Source organism: Stenotrophomonas sp. STEN013 (assembly GCF_056760355.1).
The window spans coordinates 149,658-167,064 of record NZ_JBRREO010000005.1; the positions used below are offsets into that span (position 1 = coordinate 149,658).

Below are 17,407 nucleotides of genomic sequence, written 5' to 3' on the forward strand. Positions count from 1 at the left end.
ACGCCGCGACAGGGCCGCTGACCGTCCTGTGGCCCTTGTCCCATGGAGTCGCATGCGCCCAGTCCGCTCGCCAGAACCGTTGTGGACCCATGCCGTGGCGATCCTGGCGGCGGTCGCGGTGTCTGCGCTGCTGCTGCGATTGCTGTGGCAGTGGCCGCCGGTGCGCGAATCGCGTCCGGAGACGCGTATCCAGTTGCGCTGGCTGCTGCCGGCACGGCCGGTGACAGGCACGGCATTGCCCGGCACCCCGTCGCCACAAACGGCGCCATCGCGCCAGTCGCCGCCGCGTGCCACCGCCGCGGTCGACACCGTACCCGCCCCTGTTCCTGCCGCAGCACCGGTCCCTGCGAGCGCACCGCGCCTGGCGCTGTATGGAAGCGACGGCCAGGCCAGGCTTGCAGCGGATACCGTGGGTGAGGCAAAACAGCAGAGCGATGCCGAGCGTGTCTTCGAGCATCGCGATGAACTGGCCACGGGCGTAGGCGAGCGTGCAACGGCCAACCTGTTTTCGGGCAGGCGTGCCGGAACACGGCAGAAGCGCTCGGAGAGCCTTATCTATGGTGAAGACATCCAGGCGGCTGAGGCGCGGCGGCCGCCGGATATCGCCTTCAACCCGGCGCGGCACGAACGACCCTCGGACCTGGGCAGCGAGGCCACCGGCGATGCCTGGAAGGCTGCGCCGATCCGCTACGAGAACGCCCCCGATCTGAAAGGGGAGGCCAGCCGCCGTATCCGTGGAGCGCTGGGTGATCTGGAGCAGCGCTATCCGCGTTGCAGCCCGGCGCAGCGCAGCCACTGGCTGGCCCCGGCGCTGGCCCAGCTGGAGACGTTGCAGCGGGTGGAGTACCGCTACAGCCACGGCGCCGATCCGGTGGAAGCCGAACACAGCCTGCCCAGCGCCGCCGACAACGCCTACGACCAGGCGCGGCGTGCGCTGTGGGACGCCGAGCGGCGCATGAAAATGTGCACTTGAGCGGCGGACATTTCGCGCCGGCCGGCAGGCGGGGCAAGGCCAATGCCGGGCAGGTCCAGACACTGCTGGAGCCACTGCCAAGACATGGCAGGCCAAACCCGGACAACTTTCATAAGTTGATGTTTTTGAATGGTTTTAACCGGGTCGGCTGCGCCTAGAATCGGGCTTCCTTCACATCTTCCGGATTGCGATGAAGTCGATCAGTCTGCTCGCCTGCGCCTTGGCGCTGGTTTCCACCCTTGGTTGCCAGGCGCAGCCCGAGACGGCCAGCGTGCCGGCGGCGGCTGCACCCGCGGCGCCGGTTTCGCAGGCGGGCGTTGCCCCGGGCAACAGCCATCCGCTGCCCAAGCATGCGCTGATCGGCTATCTGCACAACTTCAACAATGGCATCGGCGTGCTGCCGCTGGGCCAGGTCGATGACAGCTGGGACGTGATCGTGCTGGCGTTCGCCCAGGACAAGGGCGAGGGCAAGGTAGCCTTCACCCCCGATCCGGCGCTGGATCGCGCGCAGCTGATCACCGATATCGCGGCCAAGCGCGCGCAGGGCAAGATCGTGGTGCTGTCTTTTGGCGGCGAGCTGGGCACGGTGACCCTGAACACCCGGCGCGACGAGGACAACTTCGTGGCCACCACCGCCGAGGCGATCAACACGTTCGGCTTTGACGGCATCGACATCGATCTGGAGAAGATCGCCGGCGTCACCCATGGCGCACCCGTGGTGCCGCACCTGGTCTCGGCGGTGAAGCGCCTGCACGCCATGTACCCGAACCTGTACGTGTCGATGGCGCCGGAGCACCCGTATGTGCAGGGCGGCTTCGTGTCGATGGACGGCATCTGGGGCGCCTACCTGCCGCTGATCGACGGCCTGCGCGACGAGCTGGACCTGCTGCACGTGCAGCTCTACAACAACGGCGGCCTGCCGACCCCGTACCGCGCCGAGAAGTATCCCGGCGGCAGCGTGGACATGCTGGTGGGTTCGGCGAAGATGCTGATCGAAGGCTTCGAGCTGGCCGGTGGCAAGGGCCGCTTCGACGGCCTGCGTGCCGACCAGGTGGCGCTGGCGGTGCCCTCGGGCCTGCGCGCGGCCGGCAACGGCTATGCCACCCCGGCCGACATCACCCGCGCTTTCGATTGCCTGACCACTGCCAGCCAGTGTGACGAGGTCGCACCGGCGCAGCCGTACCCGACGTTCCGCGGGGTGATGACCTGGTCGATCAACTGGGATGTCACTGACGGTCGCACCTTCTCCGCACCGGTCGGTACGCATCTGCGCGCGGCCACCGCGAACTGATCGCAGGCGGTACAACGGCAACGGCAACGGCGTCGCGTCCTGCGCGGCGCCGTTGTCCGTTCAGTCCATATGGAAGTGCACCAGCGTCACCGTCTCATCGGCCTGGAAGCCGGGGTAGATCTGCTGCAGCACCGCCAGCAACCCCTCCGGTGTGCGGCAGCTGGGGTCGTGCTCATCGGCCAGGTCAGCGGCGGTGAGCGTGTTGAAGTGGCGCAGCCCGGTGGTCAGCGGCACGGTGATTTCCGCCAGCCCGGGCGCGCGCTGCAGCCGTGCCAGCGGCACGCCATGCCAGCGGCTGCCGCGACGGACGCTGAGGTTGCGGCCACGGTGGAACTGCGGATTCACGAACGTCAGCAGCGGGGCGGGGGACGGGTCCATGGCGGGTTCCGGGAGAGGGACGGTTCATTGTCGCGGCGGCGCCGGCCGGTTTCATCACCGCAGGTTCGCAAAACCGGGTCCAGCATCGCCTTCTCCAGTGAAAGATGCCGATCCCGATGTTGCGTGCGGTCGTCCTGGCTGTACTGCTGTATCTGCTGTGCGCGCCGGCGCAGGCCCGCACGGTATATCGCTGTGTGCAGAAAGGTACGGTGAGCCTGGCCACCGCGCCGGAGCCCGGTTCCACGTGCAAAGCCATGACCTTGGCCGACGACGCGGTGCAGACGCCCAACCTGTGGGGCAACCTGGGTGTGTTCAGCGGCACCCTGTACGAGCGCGAGCAGGACGGCGTGCTGGTCTATTCCACCCGCAACCTGCCGGGCTCGCGGCCGTACCTGCGGTTCACCGTGGCGACCCCGCCGGGCGAGCCGGCACATGAAGGTCTGGGCCGGGTGGGCCGGCCGCAGCTGGACCGGCACGCACGCCAGTTCCGCGCCGCCGCCCGTAGCACCGGGGTGGACGATGCCTGGCTGCGCGCGGTGGCCCACGCCGAAAGCGCGTTCGATGAGACCGCGGTATCGCCCAAGGGCGCGCAGGGTGTGATGCAGCTGATGCCGGAAACCGCGGCCGCGTACGGGGTGACCGATCCACTGTCGCCGGCCCAGTCCATCGCCGGCGGCGCGCGCTACATGAAGGCCCTGCTGCAGCGCTACAACGGCGATCGCACCCTGGCGGCGGCGGCGTACAACGCCGGTACCGGTGTGGTCAGCCGCTACGGCGGGATGCCGCCGTATGCAGAAACCCGCCACTACGTGGACAAGGTGCTGGCGCTGTACAGCAAGTATCGCCAGGCGCTGGGCACGGCGCCGGAGCGGCCGGCGCTGTAGCCGCCGACAGCCCGACGGCCCGCCGGCTGTCAGTCGTGTGCCGGATCGCCCAGGCTCAGCTGCCGCCAGCCGACGTGGTGCATCAGCTCGCGTACCACGACCAGTGCTGCGACGAAGCCGGGCTGTTCCGGCAATCCCACGGATCTGGCCGGCATGCCGGCCGCCACCCGGGCAAGCAGATTGAAGGCGTGTTCGACCTGTTCGATCTGCAGCACGGGCCGCGCCTGCGCCGGCAGGACCAGCAGCCCGGTCAACGGCGCCAGCACCGCATCGGCGCAGTCCAGTTGCAGAGGTGGATGCGCGCGCAGGGCCGGGATCTGCGGCATCAGCGCATCCTCGGTGCGGGCGATGGCCCGTTCCAGCGCCGCCTCCGACGGCGGGAAACGCTGCAGGCCGTCGGCCAGCAGTGCCGTCAGCGACAGCGGAAGACAGACGTCCTCGCCATGCCCCGGCCGCAGGCGGATCGGGTCGTGCTCCAGGTGCAGCTGCATCGGCGTCTCCGGCAGGCAGGCCATCTGGCGGTTCCGCCGCCAGGCGTGAGCGTCTATCGTGCCCGGTCCGCAACGGGTTGGGTGTACATGGATCGCAAGCATTGGGCAGTTGCAGTCGCCGCCGTCACCGGCGCCGCGTTGGCGGCCACCTTCCTGTGGGCGCCGCGTGCGCCGGAGCCGGTCGGCCCGGGACCGACCCCGCTGGGCTGGCAGGCGCGGATCGATCTGCTGGGCGGTGACGGTCTGGCCGGGGAGAACACCGGCAGCGCGGCGCAGACCCGTTTCAGTGATCCCTGGGGCGTGGCGATCGGCGGCGGAGTGGTGTTCGTGGCCGATGCCGGCGACAACAACCGCATCCTCTACCGCTGGCTGGATGGCCGCTTCCGGCTGCTGGCCGGCAGTGGCGAAGGCTTCGCCGATGGCCGGGGCGCGGCGGCCGCGTTCCACACGCCTTCGGGTATCGCGCTGGACCGGCACGGCAATCTGTACGTGGCCGACACCGGCAACCACGCCATCCGCAAGGTCACCCCGCAGGGCGAGGTCAGCACGCTGGCCGGCAACGGCACGCCCGGCTTTGCCGATGGCACGGGCCGGCAAGCGCGGTTCAACGGGCCGATGGGTGTGGCGGTGGGCGCCGACGACCGCGTCTATGTCGCCGATACCTGGAACGACCGCATCCGTGTCATCGGCCCTGACGGCCAGGTCAGCACGCTGGCCGGTGGTGACCGGCCCGGCTGGATGGATGGCGCAGGCGCGCAGGCGCGGTTCGACACCCCGACCGATCTGGCCCTGGCGCCCGATGGCAGCCTGTGGGTCGCCGATCTGCAGAACAACGCGCTGCGCAGCGTCACCCCGGACGGGAAGGTCACAACGCGCGTGGGCGGCGGTGATGGCGAGCGTGTGCTGTGGGGGCCGATGACCCTGGCTGTAACCCATGACGGGGTGGCCTATGTCGGCGAGCGGTCGAGTGGACGGGTGGTACAGGTCTCGCCGCACGGTCATGTGGTCGCCGTGGCCGGCAATGAGACGCACCGCTTTGCGCGCCCGGCCGGGCTGGCGCTGGCACCCGATGGCAGCCTGCTGCTGGCCGATGCCGATGGCTACCGCCTGCATCACCTGCAGCGGCAACTAGCGGGTACAGCGCCGCAGGTACCGCTGCTGGGACCGTCGCCGGACAATCCGCTGCCGGCCAACCAGGGCCGCTGGCCGCTGGCGCCGCAGACCGGCTGGCACGAGGTGACCGGCACGCTCGGCGAGGTGCGCGGAAATTTCAGTGGCGAGAGCCGTCACCATCTGCACAGTGGTTTCGACGTGCGCGGCGATGTCGGCCAGACCGTGCTGGCCATCGCCGCCGGCAAGGTCAGCAGCCCGGCGGCGACCTGGACGCCGGGCGGGCAGGCCGAAGGCTTCTCGCTGGACACGCTGGACTACATCCATATGAAGGTCGGCCGCGACGCCGCCAACCGCCCGCTCGATGCCACCCGCTTCCAGCTGGTCAACGACGACAACGGCCGCCTGCAGCGCGTGCGGGTGCGCCGCGGCACCCGTTTCCAGCCTGGCGACGCGCTGGGCAGCATCAACAGCCAGGCCCACGTACATCTGGCGGTGGGGCCCTCGGGCTACGAGCGCAACGCGGTGCGGCTGGGCTTTGCCAACTACGCCGACCGGGTCGCACCGAGGATCGATGACATCGCCCTGCTCGATGCCAACGACCGGCGTCTGCGCGACATGGTGGATGGGCGGCTGCGGGTCGCCCGTGAGGGGGGCGGCCTGCAGCTGGTGGTGGAGGCCTGGGACCAGGTCGACCACAACCTGCCGCGCCGCCGCCTCGGCCTGTATGCACTGGGCTACCAGATCCTGGATGCCGCCGGCCGGCCGTTGCCGGGCTACGAACAGCCCCGGATGAACATCGAATTCAACCGCATGCCACCGCAGCGCGAGGCGGTCAAGGTGGCCTACGCCGCCGACAGCGGCATCACCGTGCACGGCAGCGCCAGCACCCGTTTCCGCTACGTGCTGACCAACACCGTGCGCGATGGCGAACTGGGCAGCGGCCTGTGGCAACCCGCCGAGCTGCCGGCCGGTGACTACATCATCCGCATCAGCGCCAGCGACTACAGCGGCAACCAGGCGCGGGAGGGACGCGAGCTGCCGCTGCGGCTCACAGATTCATGAGCCCGCCCACGGGCACGGCGGTGTCCGCGTCCTGGATCGACCTGCGGGCAAAAAAAGACCCCGGCAGTGCGCCGGGGTCGAAGGTGCCGCTGTGTTCACTTGTCCGTGCTGCTTGCCTGATCAGAAGCGGTAGGACGCCGAGAGCATCATGTAACGCGGGGCCTGGCGGGCGATCGGCAACAGGTAGGTGTTGGAGACCGTGTAGCCAACGTCGGTTTCCGAGGTGACATCGACCTGGATCGGCTTCTGGTCGTTGAGCACGTTGAACACCTGCAGGCTCAGCGCCAGCCGCTCATCCAGGAACGCGGGACGGTAGGTCACGCTCATATCCAGGCTCTTGGTCCAGGGCGTGCGCTTGGAGCCGGGCTTGGCGATCTGGCCGAAGCAGGTGTGATAGCTCGGGCCATAGCCGATCGGATCGGCCTCGGTGGAATTCTCGTCGATCGTGCCGTCGGGGTTGTAGAAGCCCAGGCAGCTGATCGGCGTACCCGACTGCACCCGCAGGTTGGCCGCCACCGACCATTCCGGGGTGAAGGCGTAGCTGCCGTACAGCTTCATCGAGTGGCGCCGGTCGTTGGCGAGATAGCCGTCGGCGAACTGCATGATCTGCCAGGCGTCCCAATCCTGGGTCTTGGAGATGTTGGTCTGGCCGAACTCCGATTTCACCTGGCCTTCGTTGTTGCCCTGGCTCTTGGAGTAGGTATAGGTCGCACGGCCTTCCCAGGTGCCATCGAACGGATGCTCGATGAACACGTCGATCGCCTTGTAGGTGCGTTTGACGCCTTCGCTGAAGCCCCAGTCCTTGCTGCTCATGACCACGTCGGTGCGTTCACCGGTCGGATTCCCGGCGCCATCCAGGTAGGCCAGGCTGAAGGTGTTGCTGCCACCGGGGTTGAACATGTAGCAGTAGTTCACGAACACGTTGCGCCCGTCGGCCAGCTCGGCGTTGTAGCCCGAACCCTGCGCGTTGTAGTCCACCGCACCGATATGGTCGAGCATCGTGTACGGGTCACAGACGTCGTCGATGGAGGACTTCAGATCACGGTAGGTGAACTTGGCGCCGGCGACCCAGCGCTCGCTGATCTGCTTCTCGAAGCCCAGGATGTACTCGTCCTGGTACATGTTCTTCAGGTCCTTCGGCGCGAAGGCCAGCACATCCACCGGATCGCCATACTCGCCGTTGGACGACACCGGTCCCGGTGGCGGCGCACCGTTCACGCCCGGTACCGCGGTCAGGCCGGTGGGCAGACCATCGGCGTTGATGCCGGTGTAGGTGAAGTACTCATAGGTGAAGGTCGAAGCCGAGGCGCCACGGATGGCCACGTTGTTGGGCATCGCCAGGAAGTAGCGGCCGGCGTTGCCGAACACCTTCAGCGTGGCGTCACCGAACACGTCCCAACTGGCGCCCAGACGCGGGGCCCACTGGTTCTTCGCATCCATGTACACCGCGCCGGCGTCGTTCTTGTTGGTGAACTCGTCATTGCGCAGGCCCAGCGACAGCAGCAGGTTGTCGGTGACCTGCCAGCGGTCCTCCAGATACCAGGCCTTCTGGTCCAGCGACATGTCGGTGTTATTGAAGTACTTCAGCTGGCGCACGTAGTAGCCGTTGCCGCCGGGCGCACCCACGCCCAAGGCCGAGGAGATATTGCCGGCCGGATTGCTGGTACGGGCGTACTGCCAGTAGTCGGCCACCTGCGCGGTACCTTCATTGGTGGCTTCGAACTTGATGTTGTCCAGACCCACGCTGAGGGTGTGGTCGCCGACCACCCATTCCAGGTCCGCGCGCAGGCCCCGTGTCTTGTTCCTGCCATCGCGGCTCTGGTAACCGCCCTGGCGGTTGGGAATCGGCGTGCCGCCGGTGATGGCCGGGTCCTGGTTGGTGGCACCGACCACGTAGGGAATACCTGGCAGGATGCCCGGGTTGATCTGCTGGTTGGTGTACTCGTTGCTGCCGTAGGTGGCGCTCAGGGTAAGGTCGTCGCGCAGGTAGCCGGTGTAGTTCAGGATGCGGTAGTCGTTCTTCTTGATGACCGGCGTCGGCACCACTCCCAGCTTTTCGCCTTCGACGCCGGTGTCCATGTCATAGGCGTAGTAGCTGCCGCTGTAGTCGTCCTTGCTCTTGAGCCAAGTGGCAGCCAGCATGTGGTTGTCGCTGATGCTCCAGTCCAGCTTGGCATACAGGTTGTGGTCGTCGTCCTTGCCGTGCTCGGTACGCGGCGTTGCCAGCGAATTGGGATTGATGACGGTATCGCGCTTTTCCAGTTCGGCGGCGGCGAAGAAGAACAGCCGGTCCTGCACGATCGGTCCGCCCACATACGCCGCGTAGGTGGTCCGGCTGGAGTCGCCGCCCTTGCCACGGCTGTACAGCGAGCCGGCGGCATCCGGATCTTCGTACTCATAGCCGTCGGGAAGGTCGAGGTTGGGCAGGTACAGGTCCTTGCGGTCATCACGCAGATCCTTTGGCGCCCACGTGATTTCGCCGCCGAACTCCCAGGTGTTGGTGCCGCGCTGGCCGATCTGGTTGATCACGCCACCGTCGGAGCGGCCGTATTTGGCGCTGTAACCGCCGGTATAGGTCTCCTGCTGGGCGATGGCGAGGAACGGCAGGCCCGAGCCACCGAGATTGGAAAGCGGTTCGCCGGTGAAGAAGCCATTGATGTAATAGGCGTTTTCCGAAACGCCCGCGCCACCGAAGGACACCAGTCCGGCCAGTGCCGAGTAGCCGCCGGCACCGGCCACCGCGCCGGGAGCGAGCAAGGCGATCGCTTCGGCCGAACGGTTGATCGGCAGGCGCTCGAGTTGTTCGGCGGTGAACACGGTACGCGTATCGACGGCAGTGAGGTCGATGGCGGCCGCCGCGGTCGCCGTGACGTTGACGGTCTCCAGGGTGGAGGCATCACCGCCGCTGGCGAAGGAGGCATTGGTACCAGCGCCGACGATCACCTTCACCTCGCGCGTGCCGATGACCTGGCCATTGCGCTGGGCGGTGATTTTGTAGTTGCCCACCGGCAGGGCGCTGATGTTGTAGCGGCCGTTGGCGTCGACCGTCACCGTACGGCTGAAGCCGCTGTCGTTGGTGACCTGGACCGTGGTGTCTCCCGCGGAGGCGGCGGGAATCGTGCCGTAGATGTTGCCGGTGGTGCTCTGTGCGTAGGCTCCCCCGGCAAGGCACAGGCTCAATGCAGCACTCAGCGCGGCGCGCTGGATCGTCTTGCGTTTGACCATCTTCTCTCTCTCCAGAAAATAGTGTTGGTACTTGCCGGGGCCCCAGTCGAACCTAAATGGCAAGTGAACAAAACCTATTCCTGTTGAGCCGAAAATTTAACCACTTCCGAGTATTTTTTTTGGGGGTGGGATTTTTTTTCCAAATTTTTCATGTTGTTACATGATTTTTTTATCGGAAGATCCCTTCGATTCTGTGATTTTCATTACGGTTGAGAAAGCGCAACCGGCACGGGATGCGCGGAAATTCGGTCCGGTGCGGTCCTCCCCGGCCGGTCTGCCGGGACTGTCGGGGAGGACCCCGCCGTGGCGTTTGGAGCGCGATCCGGATGCCGTTCTCGGGGCGTTACTCCGGTGCCAACCCGGCAGCGCGTCGCCGCTTGCTCCGCACACGGGCCGGACGGGGCTGATCGGGTTGTGATCAGCGGATGCTCATCCAGGCCGTTAACCCGGTTGGTGGCGGCTGGTCCCGGGATGCGGATTGACCCCTGGGGCCTTCACCTCGGGCATGCCGGCCAGGGTGCAAGGTCTGTCGGTGTGTTTTCACCGCAGGCTGCCAAGGCAGCTCCATCGCGAACGGACCAATACGATGAGGCTGATTCCCTACCTGGGTTTCAACGGCAACACCCGTGAGGCGATGGCGTTCTACGCCAACGCACTGGGCGGCAGGGTGGTGTCGGAGATGATGTATGGCGATGTGCCAGACGATGGCGGGATGGATGCCGAAGGCTGTGGCGGCTTCACTCCCACCCCGGAGCAGGTGGCGCACGGCCAGGTCGAGGCCGGTGGTGCGATCCTGATGGACGCCGACGGCCCGGCGGCCAACGGCCGGGGTGTGACGACGAGCAACGCCGGTATGGACAGCATCGAGAAGGCCGAGCGGGTGTTCACCACGCTGGCCGCAGGCGGACAGGTACACAGGGCGCTGGCCGAAACCTTCCGGGCGCAGCGCTGGGGCATGCAGGTGGACCGTTACGGCCAGCGGTGGATGGTCGACTGCATGAAGCCGACAGAGGCAGGCCCGTGATGACGGCCGCGTCCCAGAAGATCTTCGTCAACCTGCCGGTACGGGATCTGCCGGCGTCCAAGGCGTTCTTCAGTGCGCTGGGCTACCGGTTCAATCCGCAGTTCACCGATGACAATGCCGCCTGCATGGTGGTCGGCGACAGCATCTTCGTGATGCTGCTGGTGGAGCCGTTCTTCCAGACCTTCACGCCCAAGCCGCTGTGCGATGCGCGGCAGCACACCGAGGTGATCACCTGCCTGTCGGCGGCCAGTCGCGCGGCGGTGGATGCACTGGTGGACAAGGCCGTGGCCGCCGGCGGCCGCGAGCCGATGCCGGCGCGCGACTACGGCTTCATGTACCAGCGTGGCTTCCAGGACCTGGATGGCCACCTGTGGGAAATCGTCCATATGGATGGCCAGCCGGGCCCGTAACCAGGCCCCGCCTCCGGCGTGGCAGCCAGGCCGGCCGCCATGCACTCCGGCACTGCCCGTGCCGGGCGGGGGCTGGCTACACTCCCGGTCAGTTGTCTGACTACTGGAGTACCCGCGTGAAACGAGTCGTGATCAGCCTGTTGGCGATGTCCGTGTCCACGGCCCTGATGGCCGCCCCGCCGAAGTTCGACGGCACGCGTATCTCGGCCGACGTCAAGGAGCTTTCCTCCGACGCCTACGAGGGCCGTTCCCCGGCTACCGCCGGCGAGGAAAAGACCATTGCCTTTCTGAGCAAACAGTTTGCCGAGGCCGGCATGCAGCCGGGCGGTGACCTGAAGGATGGGAAACGGCTGTGGACGCAGGCCGTGCCGCTGCTAAAGGGCGACATCGTCGGCAAGCCGCAGCTCACCCTGACCAGCCAGGGCGCCCCGCAGACGCTGAGCCAGGGCCAGGAGATCGCGGTGCGCGCGGCGATGAACGGCCAGTCGCAGGTCGACATCCAGAACGCGCCTCTGGTGTTCCTGGGCTATGGGGTGAAGGCGCCGGAGCGCAACTGGGACGACTTCAAGGGCGTGGACCTGAAGGGCAAGATCGCGGTGGTGCTGATCAACGATCCGGACTTCGAGACCGGCGTCGGCGATTTCGACGGCAAGGGCATGACCTATTACGGCCGCTGGACCTACAAGTACGAGGAAGGTGCGCGCCAGGGCGCGGCCGGCGTGCTGATCGTCCACGAAACCGCACCGGCCTCCTATGGCTGGGCGACGGTGGCCGGTTCCAACACCAACACCATGTTCGACGTGGTCCGTGACGACCCGGCCGCGGCACATCCGGCGCTGGAAGGCTGGATCCAGCGCGACCTGGCGGTGGCGATGTTCAAGCGCGCCGGGCTGGATTTCGAGGCGCTGAAGAAGCAGGCGCAGTCGCGCGACTTCCAGCCGGTGGAGCTGAAGGGCGAGACCTTCTCGGCCCATTACGCGGTGAAGAACGAGGTCATCACCTCGCACAACGTCGCCGCGCGCCTGGAGGGCAGCACGCACCCGGACGAGACCATCATCTACAGCGCGCACTGGGACCACATCGGCGTGGGTGAGCCCGATGCGCGCTGTGATCGCATCTTCAACGGCGCGATGGACAACGCCTCCGGTACCGCCGCGCTGGTCGAGCTGGCGCGCGGTTTTGCGACCCAGCCCAGGCCGCAGCGCTCGCTGCTGTTCCTGGCGGTGACCGCCGAGGAGAAGGGCCTGCTCGGCTCGGAGTACTACGCCAGCCACCCGCTGTACCCGCTGGCCAAGACCGTGGCGGTGATCAACATGGACGGCATGTCGCCGTACAGCCCGTCGCGCGATTTCGGCATCTACGGCTCGGCGAAGATGGACCTGCTGGACCAGCTCAAGGACGTGGCCAAGGCCTGGGACATCCGCTACACCCCGGATACCAAGCCCGAAGCCGGGCTGTTCTTCCGCTCCGACCACTTCCCGTTCGCCAAGCGCGGCGTGCCGGCGCTGTCGTACTCGGCCGGGCAGGACTGGATCGACGGGGGCGTGGCGGCCGGCAAGGCGGCTTCGGATGACTACACCGCCAAGCGCTACCACCAGCAGGGCGATGAATGGCAGGCGGACTGGACCTTCGCCGGCGCCGCGCGTGATCTGGAGGTGGTCTACACGCTGGGCGAGCAGCTGGCCAATTCGCGCCAGTGGCCGAACTGGAGCCCGGAAGAAGCCTTCCGCGCCACCCGTGATGCCAGCGCCGACCAGCGTAAGTAACCCGTACCGGGACGCGTGAGGGTTTGACCGAGCCCCTCTCCGGCCTGGAGAGGGGCTTTGCGTTTCCGGCTCCGCGCGGCGGGCGACGCCGGCAGGCCATCATTTCTGCGCTGCGGTCCGCACGGGGGGAGGCGAGGCGCACCAGCCCGCGCATGGGGGGCGGGCACGCGGGGCGGGGCCGATGCTCCGTCCCGGCGGGCCGGCCTTCATCGGTGAAATCCCGGCCTGCGTCGCATCGTGCTTGTGGGAGGGTGCCGGCGGCCTATGCTCGGCGACAGTTCCCACAGAGCCCCGCCATGTTCGCCAGCCTGTTTCTCGGTTTCCGCATTCTTGCCGCCTGGGCGCTGACGCTGATCGCGGCCGGCTTCCTGTGGAGCGGGCTGTTTAGCGGCATGGACGAGGCGCCCGGCTGGATCTTCGGCCTGGCCGCGATGGTGCTGATGGGCTTTGCGCTGACGGCCATCGTCGGCCATGTGCGCCGCGTGGCGCTGGTCGCCGACCGCCTGGACACGCAGACCCTGGGCAACCGCCACCGCCGCCAAGTGGAGCTGCCGCTGGAGGCGGGCACCGCCTTCGCCCTGCTGGAGCAGGTGATCGGCCAGATGCCGCGGATCGAACGGCTGGAGCGCTCGGTGGGCACCTTGCAGCTGCGCGCTACCCAGCGCCGCGCCGATCCCTATGGCGAGCGGCCGCCATCGCGCTGGAATCCGCTGGCGCGGCTGGCGATCAAACACAACCAGATCACCGCGCGGGTGACCCCCGGCGCCGACACCTGCAGCGTCACCCTGCTGTTCGAACCCGATGCCGGCGCGTGGCTGGATCTCCTACTGCTCGATGAGGGCAGCAACTACGAGAACGCCGAGGCGGTGACCCAGGCGCTGAGCGGCAAGGTTGCCCGGCAGCGGCGCGAAGAACGCGAGCAGGCCGCGCGCACCGAGGCCGAGAAGGAACTCAGCGTCGCCCGCCTGAATCTGCTGCACGCGCAGGTGGAACCGCACTTCCTCTATAACACGCTGGCCAATGCGCAGGTGCTCACCCGCAGCGATCCCGAACGCGCCGAGCAGATGCTCGGCCACCTGATCCAGTATCTGCGCAGCTCGCTGCCGGGCATCGACCAGTCGCTGTCCACGCTGGGTCAGGAGCTGGAGCGGGTGCGGGCCTATCTGGAGATCCTGCGCATCCGCATGGGCACCCGGCTGACCCTGCAGATCGACGTGCCCGACGCGCTGCACAACCTCACCCTGCCGTCGATGTCGTTGCAGACGCTGGTGGAGAACGCGATCAAGCACGGCCTGGAGCCGAAATCCGGCGGTGGCACGGTGTGGGTGCTGGCGCGCGAACTGGACGGCCGGCTGACCGTCACCGTGGCCGATGACGGCCAGGGCATGGCGACCGGCAGCACCGGCACCGGGATCGGCCTGAAGAACCTGCGTGAACGCCTGCGCCTGAGCTGCGGCGCCGATGCGTCATTGACCCTGGTGTCGAATTTCCCCAGCGGCATGGCCGCCACCATCAGCCTGCCGTGCCAGCATCTGGAACCGGCACTGGCACCGGCCGTCGCAAGGCTCATCCCGGAGCTGCCGCATGCCTCTTGATGCGCTGATCGCCGAAGACGAGCCACTGCTGCGCCAGGCATTGCTGGACCAGCTGGCGCGCTTGTGGCCGGAGCTGGTCATCGTCGCCGCCTGCGAGGATGGGGCCGCGGCGCTGGAAGCACTGGAGACCCACCAGCCGGCGCTGGCATTTCTGGATATCCGCATGCCCGGGGTCACCGGTATCGATGTGGCGCGCGCGCTACAGAGCGTCAGCCCGCGCACCGAGGTGGTGTTCGTTACCGCCTACGACCAGTACGCGATCAGCGCCTTCGAACAAGGCGCGGTCGATTACCTGCTCAAGCCGGTCAGCGATGAACGCCTGTTGGCCACCCGCCAGCGCGTGCTGGCCCGGCGCTCGGTGGGGGGCGCGGACCCGGTGGTTCTGGAACGCCTGCTCCAGCAGCTGGCCCGGCAACCGGCTACGCCGCCGAGCGCACCGCCGCTGGCGTGGATCACCGCCAGCAATGGCCGTGAAACGCGACTGGTGATGCTCGATGAGGTTCTGTATTTCCGCGCCGACAACAAATACACGGTGGTGGTGACCGCCGATGCGGAACTGCTGCTGCGCAGTTCGCTGCGCGAGCTGGCCGCGGTGCTGGATCCAAGCGGCTTCCGCCAGGTGCACCGGGCCACACTGGTCAACATGAAAGCGGTGGCGGCGGTGAGCCGCGAGGACAGCGGGCGCGGCGTGTTGCGGCTGAAGAACCGCAGCGAAACGCTGGTGGTCAGCCAGCCGTTCATGAGTCTGTTCCGCGGCATGTGAGGCCGCACCCGTCCCAGGAGAATCGCCATGCTGTACCTGACCGTTCTGCTCGGCAGTCTGCTGTCGATGCTGGGCATCCACGAGCCCCCCGGGCAGACCTCGATCACCCGCCTCAGCGGCGAGCACGCGCTGCTCAGCCGCACCACGGTGATGGCCGGTGTCAGCCGTTTCCAATGCCTGCAAAGTGACAGCGGCCGCTGCGGCTACCGGCTCTACAACGAGCAATGCCAGCCCCGGGAGGGCGGGCAGGACTGCCGCCGCGAGCCCCTGGCCGACTTCACCCTGGTGGTGGGCAGCAGCCGCGAACTGCGCGATCTGCCCGGCGGCTTTGGCCAGCAGGTGCACATCCCCAAATGACATCGCCGCGCCAGTGCGCGGCGATGGGTAATGCGTGGAATGGAAGTATCAGAACGCCGGTTGCAACCGCAGGCCGTCGTCACCGATGTGGTTGAGCTTGCCCACCAGCTCCGAATGCTGTCGCATGCGGCCGAGCTCGCGCATGATGCGCACGTCCTCATGGCGCAGTTCGCGCTTGGCGGTGACAGCCTGCTTGTAGTCCAGCACTTCCGGATAGTGCTGGGCCATTTCCAGCGCCTCGCCCACGTTCTCCACGCTGTCGGCGTCGGAACTGATGCGCGCGCGGCTGTTGAAGGCCTTCATCCAGCGCTCGAAGCCGGCGGTGTGATCGAACATGTTGGCCATGAACCAGATCACGAACAGGATCGACACCCACGAGCCGAACACGATCACCACGCGGGTGAAGGTGATATGGAAATCATCGCGCCACAGATAGTTGGTGATCAGCCCCAGAATCAACAGCGAGGCGGCCTGCCAGAGCACGATGGAGGCGATCAGCCACTGGCACTTGGCCTTGGCCAGCAGGGCGACTTCCTGGCGTATCTGTTCGTCGCTCAGGTTCTTCCAGTGCGCGACCTGCTTCTCGAACGGGCTGCGATACAGCTCGTTGTCCTGCAACAGCAATCCCAAACCTTTGAACAACGCGATCATGTTGAGCTCCTTGCAGTGACTTTCTGGAACGAGCGACGGATGCGACGTGAAGCGGTCAGGCGGCTTTAGTTCTAGCACTTTCCGCTTGCTTGGCAATGGGGGGCGCGCGAAGGCGTGCGCAGCGGCGCACGAGGACGGGAGCGGATTTTGCGGTGCGTCATCGCGCAAGTGGCGGAATGGAAAATTGAAACCGGCGGCGCATGCTGCATCTGCACACAGCGCTTCCGGCGGCTGTCGCGGCGCACCGGGTGGTGTCGATCATCGCGCATGACACCGGAGGATCTGCGACTTGCGCGACGGCAACGGTACGATAGGCGCCATGTCGCTCCTGTCCGAACGTGTTTCCTCCGCCGCCACCGCCCAGATCCGCCGCTGGGTGCTGGACGCCTTCCCGCGTGACCACAGTGGCGTGGCCTACGACGCGCCCGCCGGCGATCCGGGCTGGTTCGGCCCGGACAGCGTCACCTGGCGCATCCATTCGGAGTTTCCCGGCATGCTCGCCGGCGGCCTGTGCGCATTGATGCTGCAGTTGCTGCATCCGCGCGCGCTGGCCGGGGTCTATGACCATTCCAATTTCCGTGAGGACCTGGTCGGACGGCTGCGGCGGACCACCAGCTTTGTCGCCGGCACCAGTTACGCGCCGGTGGCGGAAGTGGAGACGCTGATCGAACGCGTTCGCCGGATCCATGCGCAGGTGGCGGGCGTCCTGCCCGATGGCCGCCACTACCGCGCCGATGCGCCGGAGTTGCTGACCTGGGTACATGTGACCGAGGCTTACGGCTTCCTGGAAGGCTGTCGTCGCTATTGCCGGGAGATTCCGGCGGCCATCGCCGACCGCTACTACGACGAATACCGGCGCGTGGCCGAGGCGCTGGGCGCGCGCGAGGTGCCGGCCAGCCAGGCTCAGGTGCAGGCCTATTTCGCCCAGCAGCAGTCGCAGCTGCGGATGGACGACCGTTCGCGCGAGGTGCTGGAGGTGCTCAGCGAGGTGCGCCTGCCGGTGCCGCTGCCGGGTGTCTCGCGCGACCTGTTCCTGTCGGCCGGCGCGGCCCTGCTCCCGGAGTGGGCCACGCAGCTGCTCGGACGCAGCCGTGGCCAGCAGCTGCAATCCATTGTCGCCGCGCGGGTGCTGCGCAGCGTGGCACCGTTGTTCCGGATCGCCTTGAGCGACGGCATTTCCACGCGCGCGTGCCGCCGGGTGGGAGCCGATCCGGCGCTGCTGCTGCGCTGGCCGGAATAGCAGGGCCTGGTCCTTGCGCACCCGCAACGGAACGGGCGCTCCTGGGCACCCGTTCCGTTTTCCGCACCGCGCACCGCCTGGCAACTGCCGGATATTGCCCGCGCCGGCTGTATCCGCAGCGGCAGCGCCGATAGTCCGGATCCGCCCCGGCACCATACGGCTGCCGGTTGGGCACTTGATCGTT

Annotated in this window: 15 protein-coding genes; 11 read left to right on the top strand and 4 right to left on the bottom strand. The window is 67.3% G+C overall.

Translation table 11 applies throughout. From position 1 onward, the window contains the following. The first annotated feature begins 52 nt into the window (after positions 1–52). Both ACVOMH_RS12060 and ACVOMH_RS12065 read left to right on the top strand, forming a co-directional pair. A complete protein-coding gene (locus ACVOMH_RS12060) occupies positions 53–973 on the top strand; it encodes a hypothetical protein (RefSeq protein WP_481552118.1) in 921 nt (306 codons plus the stop codon). A 190-nt stretch (positions 974–1,163) separates the two neighbouring features. Next, entirely contained in the window at positions 1,164–2,264 is a 1,101-nt protein-coding gene (locus ACVOMH_RS12065) for a chitinase (RefSeq protein ID WP_481552119.1), read from the top strand. Positions 2,265–2,324: 60 nt separating this feature from the next. Here ACVOMH_RS12065 and ACVOMH_RS12070 read toward each other — a convergent pair whose 3' ends face one another. Continuing rightward, positions 2,325–2,642, bottom strand: a complete 318-nt coding sequence (locus ACVOMH_RS12070) for an ASCH domain-containing protein (protein WP_481552120.1) — start codon at positions 2,640–2,642, stop codon at positions 2,325–2,327. 116 nt (positions 2,643–2,758) lie between these two features. Between ACVOMH_RS12070 and ACVOMH_RS12075 the strand changes: the two genes are divergently transcribed. Continuing rightward, positions 2,759–3,526: a lytic transglycosylase domain-containing protein gene (locus ACVOMH_RS12075; protein ID WP_481552121.1), complete on the top strand. Its 768-nt coding sequence runs from the start codon at positions 2,759–2,761 to the stop codon at positions 3,524–3,526. Positions 3,527–3,555: 29 nt separating this feature from the next. Here the strand turns inward: ACVOMH_RS12075 and ACVOMH_RS12080 are convergent, their stop codons facing one another. Then, positions 3,556–4,041 (bottom strand): hypothetical protein, encoded by a 486-nt coding sequence (locus ACVOMH_RS12080; RefSeq protein WP_481552122.1) that lies wholly within the window; start codon positions 4,039–4,041, stop codon positions 3,556–3,558. A 63-nt stretch (positions 4,042–4,104) separates the two neighbouring features. Here ACVOMH_RS12080 and ACVOMH_RS12085 point away from each other — a divergent pair, with 63 nt between their 5' ends. Continuing rightward, positions 4,105–6,192, top strand: coding sequence for a gluconolaconase (locus tag ACVOMH_RS12085; protein WP_481552123.1), 2,088 nt, complete (start codon positions 4,105–4,107; stop codon positions 6,190–6,192). Positions 6,193–6,312: 120 nt separating this feature from the next. On the opposite strand, the gene ACVOMH_RS12090 is transcribed toward ACVOMH_RS12085, so the two are convergent. Then, positions 6,313–9,417 carry a TonB-dependent receptor gene (locus tag ACVOMH_RS12090; protein ID WP_481552124.1) on the bottom strand — a complete coding sequence of 1,035 codons (3,105 nt, stop codon included), beginning with the start codon at positions 9,415–9,417 and terminating at the stop codon, positions 6,313–6,315. A 586-nt stretch (positions 9,418–10,003) separates the two neighbouring features. Between ACVOMH_RS12090 and ACVOMH_RS12095 the strand changes: the two genes are divergently transcribed. The 6 genes from ACVOMH_RS12095 (at position 10,004) to ACVOMH_RS12120 (ending at position 15,332) form a co-directional block, all read left to right on the top strand. Continuing rightward, entirely contained in the window at positions 10,004–10,441 is a 438-nt protein-coding gene (locus ACVOMH_RS12095; protein WP_481552125.1) for a VOC family protein, read from the top strand. Then, a complete protein-coding gene (locus tag ACVOMH_RS12100; protein ID WP_481552126.1) occupies positions 10,441–10,851 on the top strand; it encodes a VOC family protein in 411 nt (136 codons plus the stop codon). Before ACVOMH_RS12095 ends, ACVOMH_RS12100 begins: the two co-directional genes overlap by 1 nt. Before the next feature lie 116 nt (positions 10,852–10,967). Further along, a complete protein-coding gene (locus ACVOMH_RS12105) occupies positions 10,968–12,617 on the top strand; it encodes a M28 family metallopeptidase (protein WP_481552127.1) in 1,650 nt (549 codons plus the stop codon). 296 nt (positions 12,618–12,913) lie between these two features. Then, the gene (locus tag ACVOMH_RS12110; RefSeq protein ID WP_481552128.1) at positions 12,914–14,212 is read left to right on the top strand and encodes a histidine kinase; all 1,299 of its coding nucleotides are present in this window, start codon (positions 12,914–12,916) and stop codon (positions 14,210–14,212) included. After that, a complete protein-coding gene (locus ACVOMH_RS12115) occupies positions 14,202–14,975 on the top strand; it encodes a LytR/AlgR family response regulator transcription factor (RefSeq protein WP_481552129.1) in 774 nt (257 codons plus the stop codon). The genes ACVOMH_RS12110 and ACVOMH_RS12115 overlap by 11 nt, the downstream gene beginning before the upstream one ends. 27 nt (positions 14,976–15,002) lie before the next feature. Then, positions 15,003–15,332 (top strand): hypothetical protein, encoded by a 330-nt coding sequence (locus tag ACVOMH_RS12120; protein ID WP_481552130.1) that lies wholly within the window; start codon positions 15,003–15,005, stop codon positions 15,330–15,332. 48 nt (positions 15,333–15,380) lie between these two features. Here the strand turns inward: ACVOMH_RS12120 and ACVOMH_RS12125 are convergent, their stop codons facing one another. Further along, positions 15,381–15,983 (bottom strand): hypothetical protein, encoded by a 603-nt coding sequence (locus tag ACVOMH_RS12125; RefSeq protein WP_054660481.1) that lies wholly within the window; start codon positions 15,981–15,983, stop codon positions 15,381–15,383. A gap of 319 nt (positions 15,984–16,302) precedes the next feature. Here ACVOMH_RS12125 and ACVOMH_RS12130 point away from each other — a divergent pair, with 319 nt between their 5' ends. Continuing rightward, entirely contained in the window at positions 16,303–17,223 is a 921-nt protein-coding gene (locus ACVOMH_RS12130) for an oxygenase MpaB family protein (RefSeq protein ID WP_481523189.1), read from the top strand. The last annotated feature ends 184 nt before the right edge of the window (positions 17,224–17,407 follow it).

Bases quoted from the DNA above. Each gene is read 5' to 3' on its own strand.
- ACVOMH_RS12060 (WP_481552118.1), top strand. From the start codon at position 53: ATGCGCCCAGTCCGCTCGCCAGAACCGTTGTGGACCCATGCCGTGGCG.
- ACVOMH_RS12065 (WP_481552119.1), top strand. From the start codon at position 1,164: ATGAAGTCGATCAGTCTGCTCGCCTGCGCCTTGGCGCTGGTTTCCACC.
- ACVOMH_RS12070 (WP_481552120.1), bottom strand. From the start codon at position 2,642: ATGGACCCGTCCCCCGCCCCGCTGCTGACGTTCGTGAATCCGCAGTTC.
- ACVOMH_RS12075 (WP_481552121.1), top strand. From the start codon at position 2,759: ATGTTGCGTGCGGTCGTCCTGGCTGTACTGCTGTATCTGCTGTGCGCG.
- ACVOMH_RS12080 (WP_481552122.1), bottom strand. From the start codon at position 4,041: ATGGCCTGCCTGCCGGAGACGCCGATGCAGCTGCACCTGGAGCACGAC.
- ACVOMH_RS12085 (WP_481552123.1), top strand. From the start codon at position 4,105: ATGGATCGCAAGCATTGGGCAGTTGCAGTCGCCGCCGTCACCGGCGCC.
- ACVOMH_RS12090 (WP_481552124.1), bottom strand. From the start codon at position 9,417: ATGGTCAAACGCAAGACGATCCAGCGCGCCGCGCTGAGTGCTGCATTG.
- ACVOMH_RS12095 (WP_481552125.1), top strand. From the start codon at position 10,004: ATGAGGCTGATTCCCTACCTGGGTTTCAACGGCAACACCCGTGAGGCG.
- ACVOMH_RS12100 (WP_481552126.1), top strand. From the start codon at position 10,441: ATGACGGCCGCGTCCCAGAAGATCTTCGTCAACCTGCCGGTACGGGAT.
- ACVOMH_RS12110 (WP_481552128.1), top strand. From the start codon at position 12,914: ATGTTCGCCAGCCTGTTTCTCGGTTTCCGCATTCTTGCCGCCTGGGCG.
- ACVOMH_RS12115 (WP_481552129.1), top strand. From the start codon at position 14,202: ATGCCTCTTGATGCGCTGATCGCCGAAGACGAGCCACTGCTGCGCCAG.
- ACVOMH_RS12120 (WP_481552130.1), top strand. From the start codon at position 15,003: ATGCTGTACCTGACCGTTCTGCTCGGCAGTCTGCTGTCGATGCTGGGC.
- ACVOMH_RS12125 (WP_054660481.1), bottom strand. From the start codon at position 15,983: ATGATCGCGTTGTTCAAAGGTTTGGGATTGCTGTTGCAGGACAACGAG.
- ACVOMH_RS12130 (WP_481523189.1), top strand. From the start codon at position 16,303: ATGTCGCTCCTGTCCGAACGTGTTTCCTCCGCCGCCACCGCCCAGATC.